Genomic DNA, 15,023 nt, shown 5'->3' on the forward strand with positions numbered 1-15,023 from the left:
TTTTTCAAAAGGGGTTTGTTCTTTCTCGAACAGTGGAAATTACTAAAGGTGACTAATCTATCGAGGAGGGACCTATCATATGAAAGTATTAGTTGTAGGTGCATCAGGTACAATCGGAGCTCGTGTCGTCAAGTCGCTAGCAAAAGGTCATCAAGTCACTGTCATCGTACGACATCAACATTTAGTCGAACGATTTGAGAAACTGGGTGTCAAGGCGCACTATGTCGACATCGAAACAGAACTTGAAAAAGTCATCGAACATGGCGTTTCCGGGCAAGATGCTGTTATTTGTGCGGCGACGGCCGGTGTCGACGGAGAAGCGACGGAAATCGAGTTGCTCGACCGGACGGTGGCCTTGAAAACGATTGATGCTGCGAAAAAGGCGCGTGTTCGTCATTTCGTCCTCCTCAGTGCCTATGGCGCTGATCGTCCAAATCAGTTTAAAAAAGAAATGTATCCGTTCTATGCTGCGAAAAATGCGGCTGAAGAGCAGGTCGAACATAGTGGCCTGACGTATACAATCATCTGTCCGGTCGATATCGTCGATGGAGAAGGCCGCGGATTGATTGAAGCAGATGAAGACTTAAAGGATGTCAAAGAAGCAACGATTTCGGAAACGGATGTCGCTTCGATTCTTGTCGCTTCTGTCGATAACCGGGCTGTGTTCAATCGCCGCCTGGAAGTCAAACAAGGCAAAACAGCGTTAAACGAAGCACTTGGTGGAGATGAAGCAGTAGGTAGTGTCAAGGATAACCGACAAGTGAAAAAACAATTACCACGTTACAACTAATAGCAATTTAGGATAAAATCCATGAAGTTCTATAGGATTCACAAATAGAGTGTCCGATTCCGATTAGGAATTTGGACACTTTTTTTGTCGCAAATGAAGGGAACGATTCTGCTACACTAGATAAATAGAGGAGTGGAGAAATCAGTGAAAAAATATGTATTGTATCTTCTGATGGCAGTTGTCGTTTCAGGTATCGTCTACACCAGTTATAGCACATACGAAACCAAACAAAATCAGCAACAAATTCAAGCGAAGCAACAGGCGGAGGGGGGACTTGAAACAGGAATGAAAGCACCTGACCTCGAATTAGAACAAGATGGTCAACCCGTCCGTTTAAGCGACTTGACGGATCAACTCATCGTCATTAATTTCTGGGCAACCTGGTGTCCTCCGTGCCGCCAGGAAATACCAGAGTTAAATCGGTTTTCTGAATCTACGAACATTCCTGTATATGGGATTAACGTGACGACTGCAGAAAGGCGATTGACGGACGTCGAACAGTTTCTAAAGCAAACACCCATCACCTACTCTGTCCTTTATGATACGAAGGGACAGTCTGAAAAAGCGTACCGCTTAGTTGCGATGCCTGCGACCTATATCATTGATCGGACAGGAAAGATTGTCGGCAAGCATGTAGGACCGGTTACGGAAAAGATGTTACAGGAAATGGTGCAGAAGATCGGAGGATAAAAACATGGAACTGTACTGTCGTGTCTGTACGTATCACCAAAGCATTGAAGTGGGACAAAAAGAAGAATGGAAGTCTTTTCCGTCCATGTTGACATATGGGATTGAACATTATACTTCTGCCTTGCCGTTTTTATTCGTACCGCCTTATCAGGAACCGTTAGTCAGTCGTCAGCAGATTGATGACCGAATGCGGGCCGATCTCATTCGCGCGTATCATGCGCATATTGATGAGATTGAAGAAGGGTGGGTCCCCCATCAATATGATTTATTCCAATGCCCATCCTGTCACGCGATTTCGACTCGTTTTTGGTGTGCATTATTTTTGAAAAAAGAAATCATCGAACCGATGCATCAATGCGAACGGGATGGATTCGTGTTAACGCGACTATCGTTGGATGATGTTGCGCATACGCCTTGTCCGAACTGTTGTGAACAAGCGCTTCATATCCGTTAAACACCAAAAAAGCCACCTGTATGCAAGAAAGGACTAACAAGAGACGAATTGTCTATTAGTCAATTCTTACGGACAGAAGGCTTTTTATGTGTCAACCCATTTGCCGAAACGAAAATGTTTGAAAGGAAGACTGCGTAGAACTAGATACATCAATTGAGTAACTTGAACCGTCGAATAATATTGTATCACCAAGCCTTGCCTCAGTCGGCAGATAGCGGCGTGGGATGAAACTTGAACCGTTCTCCCAGAGAAGAACAGCATATTTTCCATCAAGCCGTTCCAGTGTGCCACGTTTGATCATAATCGAACTCCTCCTACAAAATTACATCGAAGGCATCCCAAAAGTCGGGTGCAAATTTCTCTCTTTATAATTCGTTGTAATTTTTTAATCTTATGTTTGGTATATTCCCATTTCTCTTTAGATCTACACATCTTTATCAAAATTAGGCGAGAATACGCCCACTTCTAAACGAAGTGAAAGTGGGAGATGAATCGCTAGCCTGCCTTTCGGGTATATTCCCTTTGAAGGAGGTGAAAAATCTTGTTGAAGCACAAGGCCTACAAATTCAGAATCTACCCCACAAAAGAGCAGGAAATCCTGATCGCGAAGACGATCAGGTGTTCGCGTTTCGTCTTCAACCACTTCTTATCGAAGTGGGATGAAACGTACAAGACCACTGGAAAAGGACTGTCCTACGGTTCTTGTTCTAAAGAAATTCCTTTGTTGAAGCAGGAGTTCGACTGGTTGAAGGAAGTCGATAGCACATCTGTTCAGATCAGCGTCAAACACGTTTTTTCTCCAAAAAAGTAGAACTGAATAAACAGTTCTACTCAGAAAAATTATGAGTTGAAGGCGCGAATTAAGCGACCAAATCTTTTGCAGGTTTCTTAGTGGGACGGGTGAAAGCAAACACGAACGTAAAGAATGGTGAAAGCAGCAAGAAAAACGCAAACGGCACGTACGCTGTGACCGGGACACCAAGTGTCGATGCGAAAAATGCGCCGGATACGCCCCAAGGAATCAACGGATTGACGAGCGTCCCACCATCTTCTAAGGCGCGTGACAAGAAGCGTAGATCAATCGAACGGTCTTCAAAAATCTTTTTGAATGCTTGTCCTGGCAACAAGATAGACAAGTATTGTTCCCCCGCCATGAAATTGACACCAATGGAAGCGAGAGCAGCGGATGAGATGATGCTCCCGTCGCGTTTCAGTCTAGAAACAGTGTGTTCGATGATGACATCGATGACACCGATCCCGCGAAGAACACCACCAAAAGCCAAAGCTAGCATGACAAGAGAGACGGACCACATCATCGATTGAAGACCACCTTTACTGATGATGCTGGAAACGGTCTGATTTTCAGTTTCTAACTTCAAACCATTTTGAATGACACTCATCCATTGTCCGATATTCCAATTTCCTTGTGTCAGCCCGGTTAACAGCAGTCCACTCAACACACCAACGATTAGTGTTGGGACGACAGCCGTCTTACGTAAAGCGAGGATCATCACAAGAAGCGGTGACAGCAGTGTCCACGGTGATAAATCAAACAACCGAGCTAGTTCTTGTTGGGTCGAGCCGATCGTTTCTGAATCAATCGAACCGTCACCTCGTCCGAAAATAAAGAACAAAATAAAAGTGATGGTAATCGCTGGAATGGTCGTACCCATCATGAAACGGATGTGATCAAACACCGAAACATTGACGATACCCGGTGCAAAATTTGTCGTATCCGACAATGGAGACATCTTGTCGCCAAAACAAGCTCCACTGATGATGGCACCGGCGGCAAGTGCCGGGTTGACACCAAGTGCAACGGCAATCCCCATTAAAGCGACACCAACGGTCCCAATCGTCGTAAACGAACTACCGGTAAACGTTGACACAATCATTGTGATGATCAAAGCGCTTGGAGCAAACCAGGTAGCAGACAGCGTTTCAAGTCCAAAATGGAGAAGTGTCGGAACGGCACCACTCATCATCCAGACGGCAATCGTCATCCCGACGAGTAACATGATTAAAATCGGTTTGATGGCTTCACGAATCCCGCTGATCATATGTTGTTCAAGCTGTTCGTATCCAAAACCACGGAAAGCGGCATAACCTGTGACGAAAATCAAACTCGATAAAATGGCAAGATGCGGTTCGGCTTTGGCACCGAATAATACAGATAATAAGATGATGATACTGATTCCTAGGATAGCTGCGGACTCACGAAAGGATATGCGCATGCTTCCACCTCCTTAATTCTATGTTGCGTTTATGCTTGTTTGCTTTTACGTGCGAAAGTGAAGAACAGTTGTTATGTTATCGGATATGAGAGTATTCGTCAACTATCTAGATTTTGCTGGAAAACTGAAAAATAAATCGAAATGTGACGATTTTTTGTCGTAAACGCTTTCTTTTTTTGGAGAAATCTTGCACAATAGGAAATAAGAGATGTCTATTTTGTGAACAGGAGGGATTACATATGTTTACTGCAATTTTTGTCGTCGTCATCGCTTTAATGGGAGTGAGTGTTTTTGGGATCGATCATCTAGTCGCGCAACGAGCAGAAAAAAGATAAATAAAAAAGCGTAAAAAAGGCTTTGATCAATGAACATCGAGTGAGATGTCATTGATCAAAGCCTTTTTTGTGTCTTTAAATAAATAAAAATACAATTGACAGTATAAATATGCATATGTTTAAATCGAGTTATCATTTATTACAAAGGAGTTCCGAAGATGAAGTGTACGATTATTGGAGCAACGGGATACGCTGCGATTGAACTGATACGAATGATTGAACTTCATCCTTATCTAGAAATCGTCTCATTGATCAGCGACTCGATGACAGACCAAGATATTAATCTTTTATACAGTTTTATGAATGAAAACAACTATTCACGTTTGGCTAAGTTTTCGGTGGAACATATTGAAGAGGTCGAGACGGATATTCTATTTTTAGCGACACCAAGCGGCATCTCGATGAACTATGTGAAACAGTTAGGCAATTGGAAAGGAACGGTGATCGACTTAAGTGGTGATTTACGTCTGGAAAAAACACTGTATGAAAAATGGTATGGCCACGAAGGGATCGACCGTTTGATCCAAAGAAAAGCGACATATGGCTTAACCGAATGGAAACGAGATCAAATCAAGCAAAGCCGGCTCATCGCGAATCCAGGATGTTATGCGACGGCAATTTTACTTGGCTTGTTGCCGCTGCTTGCGGAAGAAATGATTGATCCGGCGCAAATCATCGTTCATGCGAGCTCCGGATTATCCGGTGCAGGAAAAACATTGACGGAACAGACCCATCACGTTCGGTCAAATGAAAATGTTCGATTATACAAAATGAACCGTCACCAGCATATTCCGGAAATCGAATCCATCGCCGAGGACATCACCGGTCAAAAAATCATGATCTCGCTGGCTACGTATTTAGTCCCCCTCAATCGGGGAATCATGGCGACGATGACGTTACAACCACTTGTCGAGAAAACAGAAGCAGCATGGCGGGCGTGGTTCAGTGAAAAGTATGAAAATGAGCCGTTCATCCGGATCGGACAAGCAGAACCGGAAATCAAATCGGCAGCCGGTAGTAATTATTGTGACTTGTCCGTGTATGTCGATCCGAGAACCGGAAGATTGACGGTCGTATCTGTCATCGACAACATGCAAAAAGGTGCAGCGGGACAAGCAATCCAAAATGCCAATGTCGTATGTGGATATCCAGAGACATCAGGTCTGACACAACAGCCATTCTTTATATAGAGGGGATCATGACTATGTTAAATGTACAACTGACATCACCGTTGACCGTAACGACACCAAAAGGGTTTAAAGCAACAGGGATCCATGTCGGACTTAGACGCAAACGTAAAGATTTAGCACTTTTATTATGTGAAGGGGGCGCTGAAGCAGCAGCCGTCTATACGACAAATCAAGTTCAGGCAGCGCCCATCACGGTGACGAAACAAGCGATGGCAACTTCAGGGGGGAAGGTACATGCTGTTTTGGTTAACAGTGGGAATGCCAACGCGTGTACAGGACAACTCGGACTCGAGCATGCCTATGCCTCGCAACATGCCGTTGCGGAACAGTTTCACTTGGCGCCGGAACATGTTGTCATTGCCTCAACGGGTATCATCGGTCAGCCGATGGCGATTGATACGTTATTACAAGGGATTGAACAGCTGAAACCGGATACCGAGGAAACACAGGCGGAAGACTTTGCGACAGCGATCTTAACGACCGATACGGGGACTAAGACGGCTGGGCGGCAAGTGTTACTCAATGGCGAGGTCGTCTCGATTTGTGGAGTCGCTAAAGGTTCTGGCATGATTCATCCGAACATGGCGACGATGCTTGGGTTTTTAACGACGGATGCTGCAATTGATGCCGGTTTTCTCCAAGATGTTCTAAAAACGGCTGTGAATCGGACATTTAATTGTATTACGGTCGATGGTGACAGTTCGACGAACGATATGGTGATGATCCTCGCGAGTGGTGCTGCGCAAACAGAGGCGATTGAACAGGGAACAACAGAGGCGGATCAGTTCCAACAAGCCGTGGATCAAGTCTGTCAGGATTTAGCGAAACAAATTGCGCGTGATGGAGAAGGAGCCACGAAACTGATTGAAGTCAAAGTTAATGGTTCAAAAGACGAGTTGCTCGGTCGAAAGATTGCGAAACAAATCGTAGGCTCATCGCTCGTGAAGACGGCGATTTTTGGAGAAGATGCCAATTGGGGACGGATCGTAGCTGCGATCGGGAGTATCGATGAACCGATTGATGTCAGTCAAATCGACATCCGGATCGGGTCTCAGACGGTGCTTCGTCAAAGTATGCCGGTCTTGTTTGACGAGGCGTTAGCGTCGAACGAGTTAGCGGCAGACGTGGTCGAGATTGAAGTGAACTTGAATCAAGGGACGAAAAGCGGACATGCCTTCGGGTGTGACCTGACGTATGACTATATCAAAATCAACGCGAGTTACCGCACATGAAGAAACGAAAATTAATCAAACTGGGTGGAAGTGTGTTCGAACAATTGGATCCTCGCTATTACGAGGAGTGGTCCGAGTGGTTGGCCGAAAAAAATGAATTGATTGTCATGCATGGTGGTGGACCGGCGTTATCTGCTTACTGTCGGGAACTCCAAATTGATTCCATATTCCAAGCGGGAGTCCGAGTGACGACGGCTGAAGTGTTGCTCGGGGCAGAACGTGTTCTTGGCGGGGAAGTACAATCAAAAATCGTCTATACGTTAAATCAATACAAGTTACCAGCGGTTGGTATAACGGGGATTGATGGAGCGAGCATCCGGGGTGAAAAACAACCGGAGTACGGAGCAGTGGGACAAGTCACGAAAATCGAAGATAAACTGTTTCACACACTGATGCAAACGGGTTTCATTCCCGTTGTCACGTCATTGATCACAGGTTCCGAGGGCACGCTGAACTGTAACGGAGATACGTGTGCCGTCGCGTTAGCAACTGAGTTAGCAGTAGATGAATTTGAATTGTTAACCGACGTGGCGGGAATCAAGCTAAACGGTTTGGATCAGTCGGAGGTGACGATTTCTGACTTACAGGCAGGACTCGAATCGACCGAAATCAATGGAGGAATGATTCCGAAGGCGGAGGCACTCATTGAAGCAGCACGACAAGGAATCAAACATGTCCGGATTCGCTTCGGACAAGATGTGACGAGCCCGGGGACGCAGGTGAAGGAGGAGAAAAATGAGCGCATTACTACCAACGTATCAGCGTCATGACATCGAACTAGTGGAAGGGACCGGATCCTTTGTAACGGATACAAAAGGACAGAGATATCTGGATTTCATGATGGGGATTGCTGTTTGTAATACCGGACACCGTCATCCGTATGTCCAACATGCGGTAGAAGAACAGCTTCAAAAGTTGTGGCACACATCGAACTTGTTTATCAGCAGTAAGCAGGAACGTGTTGCGGAATTATTGACGAAGGGTAGTCACCTCAGCTATGTCTTCTTTTGTAACAGTGGGGCGGAGGCAAACGAAGGGGCTTTTAAGCTGATTCGAAAATGGACCCAAAAAACGGAAATCCTGACATTCAGCCAGTCGTTTCACGGTCGGACATTCGCCATGATGGCGGCGACGGGTCAAGATAAGATAAAAGCCGGATTTGGAGAAATGGTTCCGGATTTTAAGCATCTCATGTTCAATGATTTTAAGAGTCTTGAGCGGATTACGGAACAAACTGCTGCTGTCTGGCTAGAAGTCATTCAAGGAGAAGGCGGCGTGATCCTGGCCGATAATGATTGGTTGCAGGCTTTGATGGCACAAGCTAAAAAATATGACGTCAAAATCGTCATCGATGAAGTCCAGACCGGTATCGGACGAACTGGATCACGTTATGCCTTTGAACAAACACCACTCCAGCCGGACATCATCACTGTCGCCAAGGGACTCGCAAGTGGGTTTCCGGTCGGAGCGATCATTACGACACCGGTTGCTGCTACAGTTTTTACTCCCGGTACACACGGATCGACGTTCGGCGGAAATCCGCTCGCAATGACGGCAGCGGAAGCGACACTTGAATTGTTACTGCCGGATGAACAGATGCAACAGGTGCAGCAAAAAGGAATGTACTTGATGGAACAGTTAAGCGAATTAACGGGAACGATGATTCGTGAAGTAAGAGGACGTGGATTGATGGTCGGGATTGAATGTCGTCAAGCTGTCGCACCATTGATTCAAGCACTGCAACAAATAGGATTATTGGTCGTCAGTGCCGGACCAAACGTCCTCCGGTTGTTGCCATCACTATTCGTCACCGAGTCAGAACTCGATCTGGCGATTGAAAAAATCAAGTCAGTATGCCAACAGGAGGTCATGATGTGAAAACAGTAGGAACATTACAACTGGCAGATGGACAAGCATATCCGGGCGAACTGGTCGGTTCTTCGTCTGTTCAAGGAGAGGTCGTGTTTTTTACCGGCATGACCGGTTATCAAGAAGTATTGACCGATCCCTCGTATCGCGGACAAATCATCGTGTTTACGTATCCGTTGATCGGACAATACGGCATTTCCGCCATGGATTCAGAAAGTCAACAGATTCAAGTGGCGGGGGTTGTCGTCCAGACACTTGCGAATAACGGGACACGATCGGATTTAGCCGACTGGTTAGCGGCATCCGGTATTCCCGTTCTCGGTCAAGTCGATACACGGGCTCTTGTGCATCATTTGCGGACCCATGGCGATCAAGTCGGTCTAATTGAAATGAACGAACAACCGTCTCCACAACCGTCGGATTTGATTGCCGCAGTCTCGACACGAACGCTTCAAGTCTATGATGTCGATCAGGCGGACGGCCATGTCGTCTGCATCGACTATGGTGTGAAAAAATCGATGATTGCCGCGTTGAATGCACGACAGATGAAAGTGACGGTCGTCCCGTTTGATACACCGAAATCCGTCATCGACGAACTGAAACCAGATGGATTACTCTTTTCAAACGGACCGGGTGATCCGGTGCAACTCGATCATCTGACGGCTGACATCAAACAGTTGGCAGTAGCATATCCGACACTTGGCATCTGTATGGGGCATCAAATCATTGCTAAGGCTTTTGGCTGCCAAATCGAGAAGCAGCATCATGGTCACCGTGGCGCGAATCATCCGGTCCGCGAACTGACGACGGGCCGTGTATTCATGACCTCACAAAATCATGGCTATGTCGTTCAGGCGACGAGTGTCGAAGCGTCTGAACTTGTTCCCGCCTATCGCCATATCAATGATGGTTCGATCGAAGGGCTTGTACACCCGGCTTATCCGATTCTGACCGTCCAGTTTCATCCGGAAGCCCATCCAGGACCCGTCGAGGCGATGGTGATTTTTGATCAATTCGTAGCGAGTATTTTAAAACAGGAGGTAGAGTATGCAGGATAATAAAAAAGTCATGGTCATCGGATCGGGTCCGATCGTGATCGGGCAAGCAGCGGAATTCGACTATTCAGGGACACAGGCCTGTCAAACACTTCGGGAAGCGGGATGCGAGGTCATGCTGATGAATTCGAATCCGGCTACGATCATGACGGATCCGTCTACAGCGGACCATATCTATATCGAAGCGATGACCCTTGAGAAAGCAACTGCCATCATTAAACGGGAACGTCCGACACACTTGCTCGCGACAGTTGGTGGTCAGACAGCACTGAATTTGGCTTTATCGCTTGAAGAAGCGGGCGTACTCGACCAGTACAAAGTCAAGCTTCTTGGCACGTCACTCGAAACGATTCGTGACGGAGAGGACCGGGAGCGGTTTAAACAACGGATGCTTGAACTTGGTCAGCCGCTCCCGATCAGTCAGACGATCGAGACACTGGCTGAACTAGAAGGATTCATGGAAACGTCAGGTGTTCCGCTTGTCATTCGTCCTGCCTTTACGTTAGGGGGAACGGGCGGTGGCATTGCCGAGACAAAAGCAGAAGCACGGGCGCTTGCCGCAAACGGGTTACAGGCGAGTCCGATTTCGCAATGCCTGGTCGAAGCAAGCATTGCGGGATATAAAGAAGTCGAGTATGAAGTGATGCGGGATGCATTTGATACGACGATCATCGTCTGTAACATGGAAAATATTGATCCGGTCGGCGTCCATACGGGCGATTCCGTTGTTTTTGCACCGATTCAATCGATTTCTGATCAGATGAATCAACTGTTACGGACAGCTGCCCGAGAAATCGTCTCTGCACTAGGCGTCGTCGGGGGATGTAACATCCAATTTGCGATTCATCCGACCGAACAAAAATATTATGTCATCGAGGTCAACCCACGGGTCAGCCGTTCTTCCGCACTGGCTTCCAAAGCAACCGGGTATCCGATTGCGAAATTAGCGACACGCCTTGCACTGGGAGAACGATTAGATGATTGTATCAATCCCGTAACGAAAGAGACAATGGCGAGTTTCGAACCAACGATGGACTATATAACAGCAAAAGTCCCTTGTTTTCCGTTTGATCTATTTCCGGAGAGCGACCGGGCGCTCGGAACCCAGATGAAAGCGACCGGCGAAAGCATGGCGATGGGGAAAACGCTGGAAGAAGCGTTGCAAAAAGCTTGGCGGGGTGCAGGGATCGAACAGGCTCCGCTTTATCCGCATTGGATGAAGCAAGCCGATACGACGGAACTGTGGAATGAAGTGAAGCAGATCACGGATCGTCGTCTGCTCGCGATAACCGCGTTACTCGATCGGAAAGAAACGACCCTTGAACAAGTCGTCGAACTGACTCAGATTCAGCCGTTGTTCATTACGGTGCTCGAAACATTGTTGTCGATTCAGGAGACATTGGATCTTACTTCCGAAGACTCACTTTTAAAAGCAAAACGTCACGGATTTACGGATCAACAAATCGCGGATGTATTAGAAGTACCGGTTGATTCCGTCCAACAGAAACGTCAGGAATTTGGCATACAACCAGCATTTCAAATGATCGATACGTGCGCAGCAGAATTTTCAAGTCCAACACCCTATTTCTATGGCAGTTGGTCAGGGCAGACAGAAGTCACGCCATCGACTCAAAAAAAGGTGACCGTTCTTGGGGCAGGTCCGATTCGAATCGGTCAAGGAATCGAATTCGATTATTGTTCGGTTCATGCCGTCCGCGCGCTCCAAAAAAGTGGGTACGAGACGATCATGATCAATAACAATCCAGAAACGGTTTCAACGGATTTTGAAGTCGCTGACCGACTGTATGTCGAACCGTTGACACTCGAAGATGTGGTGCATGTGCTCGAGGCGGAAGACTGCCAAGAGGTTTTGGTTCAATTTGGCGGACAGACGGCAATCGCCTTAGCGGCTGAACTGGAACGACGTGGTTATCATCTACTCGGAACGACGGCAGATACGATTGATGAGATGGAAAACCGGGATCGTTTCTATCAATTTTTAGATCGACTCGACATAGCGCATATTCCGGGTCAAGAAGTCTCGAGTCATGCGGAATTAGCGACGGTCGTGACTCAGCTCGGTTATCCGTTGATGATCCGCCCTTCCTATGTCATTGGTGGAAAAGGCATGCATCGTTTGAAAACAGCAGCGGACTTGGAAGCGTTGTTGCCTGCACTGTCGTTTCCGGTTTTAGTCGATGCTTACATCGAAGGAAAAGAATTCGAAGTGGATTGCATCTCTGATGGAATCACGACGTATGTTCCCATCATCATGGAACAGATTGAAGCCGCTGGTGTGCACTCTGGTGACTCGACGATGATCTTACCGCCGGTTTCGGCTGCGCTGACGTTACAAGACGAAATCGAAGAAATTGCTAAATCCATCGGGCAACACCTCGCTTACAAAGGGGCGTTCAACATCCAGTTCGTCGTCAAAGAGAAAAATATTTATGTCTTGGAAATCAATCCCCGTGCGTCGCGGACATTACCGATTGTTGCAAAAGTCACAGGACAACCGTTACTCGAATGGGCAGTCCAGGCGGCGAGCGGGCAACATGTGCGTGCATTACCTGGACAACGGATGAGTTTACCGTTCCACGCGGTGAAGAGTCCGATTTTCTCGACGCTGAAATTACGTCACGTTGATCCGATGACGGGACCCGTCATGCGTTCGACGGGCGAAACATTACAGTGGACGTCAACCGGTTTGGCAAAAGAACGTTTTACGCATGATGAAACAACAAAAACAATGATGCTGAATCGGACTCTTCGGATTGCCGGTAAAGGAACGGAAGGATGGGCAGACGCAGTACCGTTAGACAACGAGATTGATTTTGATCGGTGTCAAGTGTTCTTCTCAATCAGCGAAGAGGAACAAGCACAACGCGCATTGGCTTTGACCAAGGGAGTTCTCGTCATCACCGAACAACACCTGGCTCAGTATTTTGAGAGCATCCAGAAGATCGACATGCTCCCTGTGAAGCCGTTGGCGGAATGGATGACACGAAAGGAGCAAATCAAGTGACGAACACGAAACAGCAGTTACGACATTTATTGACTTTGGAAGAATTGACGGCAGAAGGATTAACCGATTTATTAGAGTTGGCAAAAGCGGTCAAGCAAGCTCCAACGACGTACGCACACACGCTTAGTGGAAAAAAGGTAGCGTTGTTGTTTGAAAAAGCCTCGACGCGAACGCGTATTTCGTTCGAAGTGGGTGTCATCGAGTTAGGGGGACATCCGATTGTATTGAACGGTTCAGACATGCAAATCGGGCGAGGCGAGTCATTGGGTGACACGATTCAAGTGATGAGCCGTTATGTCGATGCCTTGATGATCCGGACGTTTGCCCATGAAACGGTCGAGACACTGGCGGAACACGGAACGATCCCGGTCATCAATGGGTTAACGGACATGCACCATCCATGCCAGGTCTTGGCGGATTTACTGACGATCGAGGAACACTTCGGGCAGCGGACGGGAAAGGTATTGACCTATATTGGTGATGGGAACAATATGGCACATTCGCTATTGATTGGTGGAGCTTTAAGTGGGATGACGATCCGGATTTGTAGTCCTGCTGCTTACGCACCGGATGAGATGATTGTGGAACAGGCGAAGCAACTGGCGAAAAAGACAGGTGGGAAAATCGAACAATATACCGATCCGGAAAAAGCTGTTGTAGGGACGGATATCATTTACAGTGATGTGTTTGCTAGTATGGGACAAGAAGAACAAGCAGGAAAACGTTTGGAGGCTTTCGAGGGGTATCAAGTCAACCAAACGTTACTGAAGTTAGCCGCTGACGATGTGATTTTCTTACATTGTCTCCCTGCACATCGCGGGGAAGAAGTGACAGCGGAAGTCATTGATGGTCCGTACTCCGTTGTTTTTGATCAGGCGGAAAATCGTCTGCATGCCCAAAAAGCATTGATGATTGAATTAATTGGGTCTACTCAGTAAATAGGATAACAGATCACGTCGGTCGCTGATGAGAAGCGGCAGACGTGATCTGTTTTTTAATCATATTGGCGACGGGCGAGTTGTTCTGCATGTTCTTTTTTGACTTGTCGTTTATTTTTTTCATGTAAGCGGGTCATGAAAGATGTCCGTTGCCAAGACGGAGACCAGTTCGATTCCTTTCCGGCACGCAGGGCTAAGATATAGTCGTAGCTGAGATGAAGCCGTTCGATCATCTCGGTCCGGACGTCACAAATATGCCCATGACCGGGAATGAGTAACTTGACTTCATATTCGTAAATAAACGATTCGAGTAATTCGAGCGTCGTCAAATATTCACTGGAATCATGTTCAATCAATGGGATTTCGACATCCGATGCATAATCGCCGCAGACAAGAATATGCAGGGGCATGACGACAAAAGAGAGGTGTGTCGCCTCATGACCGGGTGTCAGGAAAAAAATCAGCTTGGTTTTACCAATCGTCAACGTGGTTTCTGACTCTTCGATGACATGCGTGATTTTTGGAAACAGGACGGGGGATTCGATGTAATATTCATCGTTAAAATGTTGGACTTCTTCCAGAGCAGCAGTTTGATCGACATCGAGGAACCGACGGGATGAAATCGCAATCGCATCTTTGAAGGCGTAAGCACCTAATATGTGATCAAAATGGGCGTGAGTATAGACGATATAAAGAGGACGATCATGCCGGATGATTTCGACGTCCCGGCGAATCGTCGCAATCTCGTCCGGTAGCCAACCTGGATCAACGACGATCAGACAGTCGGGTGTTTCAATCAACGTCGAAGTCGTTTTCATTAACGTGCTTTGGTAGACTGTCACACCGGGCATCTTCATCTGGATCATGGAATTCCTCCTCTTTCTTAGATGGAAACTTTTATAACGAACTATACCCCAAAAGGTGTGGTATGTATCCTGGGACACAAAAAAAGACGACCCGCATCGTTGCGAGTCGCCTCCCCTCTAGAGGGATTAGGGTCGTTGACCTATGTGTCGTGACCTATGTTATGTCATAAGTTGGAGCGGGTGAAGAGAATCGAACTCTCATCATCAGCTTGGAAGGCTGAGGTTTTACCACTAAACTACACCCGCAAAAGTGTCTACATGAGATATAGTAGCATAGCAAAGCGATTATTTCTACGACTTTTATGAAAAAAGGTAATTCTTTTGATTTTATGTGTACAATAATAA

The 15,023-nt window shown here is 46.8% G+C and carries 13 protein-coding genes, 1 tRNA gene and 1 pseudogene; 11 read left to right on the forward strand and 4 right to left on the reverse strand.

Features of this window, described 5'->3' with window-relative positions:
• Positions 1-79 precede the first annotated feature (79 nt).
• The 3 genes from KNQ13_RS07365 (at position 80) to KNQ13_RS07375 (ending at position 1,934) form a co-directional block, all read left to right on the forward strand.
• Positions 80-790: an NAD(P)H-binding protein gene (locus KNQ13_RS07365; protein ID WP_014969566.1), complete on the forward strand. Its 711-nt coding sequence runs from the start codon at positions 80-82 to the stop codon at positions 788-790.
• Between the two features lie 144 nt (positions 791-934).
• The gene (locus KNQ13_RS07370; protein ID WP_026830904.1) at positions 935-1,480 is read left to right on the forward strand and encodes a TlpA family protein disulfide reductase; all 546 of its coding nucleotides are present in this window, start codon (positions 935-937) and stop codon (positions 1,478-1,480) included.
• A 4-nt stretch (positions 1,481-1,484) separates the two neighbouring features.
• Positions 1,485-1,934 carry a hypothetical protein gene (locus KNQ13_RS07375; RefSeq protein ID WP_026830905.1) on the forward strand — a complete coding sequence of 150 codons (450 nt, stop codon included), beginning with the start codon at positions 1,485-1,487 and terminating at the stop codon, positions 1,932-1,934.
• A gap of 91 nt (positions 1,935-2,025) precedes the next feature.
• Here KNQ13_RS07375 and KNQ13_RS07380 read toward each other — a convergent pair whose 3' ends face one another.
• Positions 2,026-2,235, reverse strand: coding sequence for a hypothetical protein (locus KNQ13_RS07380; protein WP_026830906.1), 210 nt, complete (start codon positions 2,233-2,235; stop codon positions 2,026-2,028).
• Positions 2,236-2,475: 240 nt separating this feature from the next.
• Between KNQ13_RS07380 and KNQ13_RS07385 the strand changes: the two are divergent.
• A pseudogene (locus KNQ13_RS07385) lies at positions 2,476-2,727 on the forward strand (helix-turn-helix domain-containing protein); the annotation flags it as partial.
• A 67-nt stretch (positions 2,728-2,794) separates the two neighbouring features.
• Here KNQ13_RS07385 and nhaC read toward each other — a convergent pair.
• A complete protein-coding gene (nhaC, locus tag KNQ13_RS07390) occupies positions 2,795-4,168 on the reverse strand; it encodes a Na+/H+ antiporter NhaC (protein WP_026830907.1) in 1,374 nt (457 codons plus the stop codon).
• 493 nt (positions 4,169-4,661) lie between these two features.
• Here nhaC and argC point away from each other — a divergent pair, with 493 nt between their 5' ends.
• From argC to argF, 7 genes are read left to right on the forward strand one after another with little or no spacing between them, the layout of a single operon-like run.
• A complete protein-coding gene (argC, locus tag KNQ13_RS07395) occupies positions 4,662-5,693 on the forward strand; it encodes an N-acetyl-gamma-glutamyl-phosphate reductase (RefSeq protein ID WP_014969570.1) in 1,032 nt (343 codons plus the stop codon).
• A gap of 14 nt (positions 5,694-5,707) precedes the next feature.
• Positions 5,708-6,925 (forward strand): bifunctional glutamate N-acetyltransferase/amino-acid acetyltransferase ArgJ, encoded by a 1,218-nt coding sequence (gene argJ / locus KNQ13_RS07400; protein ID WP_014969571.1) that lies wholly within the window; start codon positions 5,708-5,710, stop codon positions 6,923-6,925.
• Positions 6,922-7,695, forward strand: a complete 774-nt coding sequence (gene argB, locus KNQ13_RS07405; RefSeq protein WP_026830908.1) for an acetylglutamate kinase — start codon at positions 6,922-6,924, stop codon at positions 7,693-7,695. Before argJ ends, argB begins: the two co-directional genes overlap by 4 nt.
• Positions 7,661-8,803, forward strand: a complete 1,143-nt coding sequence (locus tag KNQ13_RS07410; protein WP_209548221.1) for an acetylornithine transaminase — start codon at positions 7,661-7,663, stop codon at positions 8,801-8,803. Before argB ends, KNQ13_RS07410 begins: the two co-directional genes overlap by 35 nt.
• Complete coding sequence (locus tag KNQ13_RS07415; RefSeq protein WP_026830910.1) at positions 8,800-9,852, forward strand: carbamoyl phosphate synthase small subunit; 1,053 nt, start codon at positions 8,800-8,802, stop codon at positions 9,850-9,852. Before KNQ13_RS07410 ends, KNQ13_RS07415 begins: the two co-directional genes overlap by 4 nt.
• On the forward strand, positions 9,842-12,874 hold the full coding sequence (gene carB / locus KNQ13_RS07420) for a carbamoyl-phosphate synthase (glutamine-hydrolyzing) large subunit (RefSeq protein WP_026830911.1): 3,033 nt from the start codon (positions 9,842-9,844) through the stop codon (positions 12,872-12,874). Before KNQ13_RS07415 ends, carB begins: the two co-directional genes overlap by 11 nt.
• Positions 12,844-13,812 carry an ornithine carbamoyltransferase gene (gene argF, locus KNQ13_RS07425; RefSeq protein ID WP_034774496.1) on the forward strand — a complete coding sequence of 323 codons (969 nt, stop codon included), beginning with the start codon at positions 12,844-12,846 and terminating at the stop codon, positions 13,810-13,812. The genes carB and argF overlap by 31 nt, the downstream gene beginning before the upstream one ends.
• 56 nt (positions 13,813-13,868) lie before the next feature.
• On the opposite strand, the gene KNQ13_RS07430 is transcribed toward argF, so the two are convergent.
• Both KNQ13_RS07430 and KNQ13_RS07435 read right to left on the reverse strand, forming a co-directional pair.
• A complete protein-coding gene (locus tag KNQ13_RS07430; RefSeq protein ID WP_014969575.1) occupies positions 13,869-14,678 on the reverse strand; it encodes an MBL fold metallo-hydrolase in 810 nt (269 codons plus the stop codon).
• 172 nt (positions 14,679-14,850) lie between these two features.
• Positions 14,851-14,924 (reverse strand) — tRNA-Gly (locus KNQ13_RS07435).
• Positions 14,925-15,023 lie beyond the last annotated feature (99 nt).

It is taken from the genome of Exiguobacterium sp. s128, from assembly GCF_018618815.1.
GTDB lineage: Bacteria > Bacillota > Bacilli > Exiguobacteriales > Exiguobacteriaceae > Exiguobacterium_A > Exiguobacterium_A antarcticum.

Bases quoted from the DNA above. Each gene is read 5' to 3' on its own strand.
- carB (WP_026830911.1), top strand. From the start codon at position 9,842: ATGCAGGATAATAAAAAAGTCATGGTCATCGGATCGGGTCCGATCGTG.
- KNQ13_RS07365 (WP_014969566.1), top strand. From the start codon at position 80: ATGAAAGTATTAGTTGTAGGTGCATCAGGTACAATCGGAGCTCGTGTC.
- KNQ13_RS07430 (WP_014969575.1), bottom strand. From the start codon at position 14,678: ATGATCCAGATGAAGATGCCCGGTGTGACAGTCTACCAAAGCACGTTA.
- argB (WP_026830908.1), top strand. From the start codon at position 6,922: ATGAAGAAACGAAAATTAATCAAACTGGGTGGAAGTGTGTTCGAACAA.
- KNQ13_RS07410 (WP_209548221.1), top strand. From the start codon at position 7,661: ATGAGCGCATTACTACCAACGTATCAGCGTCATGACATCGAACTAGTG.
- argC (WP_014969570.1), top strand. From the start codon at position 4,662: ATGAAGTGTACGATTATTGGAGCAACGGGATACGCTGCGATTGAACTG.
- argF (WP_034774496.1), top strand. From the start codon at position 12,844: ATGGATGACACGAAAGGAGCAAATCAAGTGACGAACACGAAACAGCAG.
- KNQ13_RS07375 (WP_026830905.1), top strand. From the start codon at position 1,485: ATGGAACTGTACTGTCGTGTCTGTACGTATCACCAAAGCATTGAAGTG.
- argJ (WP_014969571.1), top strand. From the start codon at position 5,708: ATGTTAAATGTACAACTGACATCACCGTTGACCGTAACGACACCAAAA.
- KNQ13_RS07380 (WP_026830906.1), bottom strand. From the start codon at position 2,235: ATGATCAAACGTGGCACACTGGAACGGCTTGATGGAAAATATGCTGTT.
- nhaC (WP_026830907.1), bottom strand. From the start codon at position 4,168: ATGCGCATATCCTTTCGTGAGTCCGCAGCTATCCTAGGAATCAGTATC.